The 1,581-nt window shown below is 75.0% G+C and carries 1 protein-coding gene; it reads right to left on the bottom strand.

Going from position 1 to position 1,581, the window contains the following annotated elements:
- On the bottom strand, window positions 1-1,581 hold a 1,581-nt coding region (locus GTW08_RS06220; RefSeq protein ID WP_161151557.1), incomplete at both ends, for a type I polyketide synthase.

Below are 1,581 nucleotides of genomic sequence, written 5' to 3'. Positions count from 1 at the left end.
GTGCCGTCGGACCAGTCCACGTGCGAGGACGGCGCGTCCACGTGCAACGTGCGCGGCACCGTCCCGTGCCGCATCGCCAGCACCATCTTGATCACACCCGCCACACCGGCGGCGGCCTGGGTGTGGCCGATGTTGGACTTCACCGACCCGAGCAGCAGCGGCCGCTGCGGGTCCCGGTCCCGCCCGTAGGTCGCGATCAGGGCCTGGGCCTCGATCGGGTCGCCGAGGGTGGTGCCGGTGCCGTGTGCCTCGACGACGTCGACGTCGCCGGTGGACAGACCGGCGTTCGCCAGCGCGCGGCGGATGACCCGCTGCTGGGACGGGCCGTTCGGCGCCGTGAGCCCGTTCGAGGCGCCGTCCTGGTTGACCGCCGACCCGCGCAGCACCGCGAGGATCTCGTGACCGTTGCGGAGTGCGTCGGACCGCCGCTCCAGGACGAGCACGCCGACGCCCTCGGACCAGGCGACGCCGTCGGCGGCGTCGGCGAAGGCCTTGGAGCGGCCGTCGGGCGCGAGTCCGCGCTGGCGGGAGAAGTCGACGAACGTGCTGGGTGTCGACATGACCGTCACGCCCCCGGCGAGGGCGAGGGTGCACTCCCCCGCCCGCAGCGCCTGCGCGGCCAGGTGCATCCCGACCAGCGACGACGAGCACGCGGTGTCGACGGTGACCGCAGGGCCCTCCAGGCCCAGGGTGTAGGACACGCGGCCGGACGCGACGCTGGGGGCGCTGCCGTTGCCGCGGAAGGCCTCGTGCTCGTCGCCGGTCAGCGTGGTGCCGTAGTCGTTGTACATGACACCGGCGAACACACCGGTGGCGCTGCCGCGCAGCCCGGTCGGGTCGATCCCGGCCCGCTCGATCGCCTCCCAGCTCGTCTCCAGCAGCAGCCGCTGCTGCGAGTCGGTGGACAGCGCCTCGCGCGGGCTCATCCCGAAGAACCCGGCGTCGAACTCGGGGGCGGTGTGCAGGAACCCGCCGGCGCGGACGTGGGTGTGCCCGGGACGGTCCGGGTCCGCGTCGAACAGGTTGGCCAGGTCCCAGCCGCGGTCGGTCGGGAACGGGCCGGTCGCGTCGGCACCGTCGCCGACGAGCCGCCACAGGTCCTCCGGGGAGCCGACACCGCCGGGGTAGCGGCACGCCATCCCGACGATCACGACGGGATCGTCGCCGGTCGCGGCCGAGGAAGCGGCGGTCCTGTCGGGGGTGCGGTCGGCGGTGTCGTCGGGGGCGTCGTCGGCACCGAGCAGCTCGTCGCGCAGGTGGCGGGCCAGCACGCCCGGCGTCGGGTAGTCGAAGACCATGGTCGCGGGCAGGCGCAGCCCGGTGGCGGCGGTGAGTCCGTTGCGCAGCTCGACCGCGGTGAGCGAGTCGAAGCCGAGGTCCTGGAACTGACGGCCGGTCTCGACCTGGCCGGGGTCGGCGTGGCCGAGGACGTGGGCGATCCGCTCGCGGACGAGGTCGAGCAGCGCCTCGTCACGGGTGGACCCGTCCAGCGCGCGGAGCCGCTCGGCGAGGTCACCGGTGGACGGCGACGCCTGGGCGGCGGCGCGCCGCGCGGGGCGCCGGATCAGGCCGCGCAGCAGC

Origin of the sequence: Pseudonocardia sp. SID8383, from assembly GCF_009864975.1 — a bacterium.
GTDB classification, from domain to species: Bacteria; Actinomycetota; Actinomycetes; order Mycobacteriales; family Pseudonocardiaceae; genus Pseudonocardia; species Pseudonocardia alni.
The sequence above is the reverse complement of the archived record's forward strand: the minus strand, read 5'-3'. Positions and strand labels throughout refer to the sequence as shown.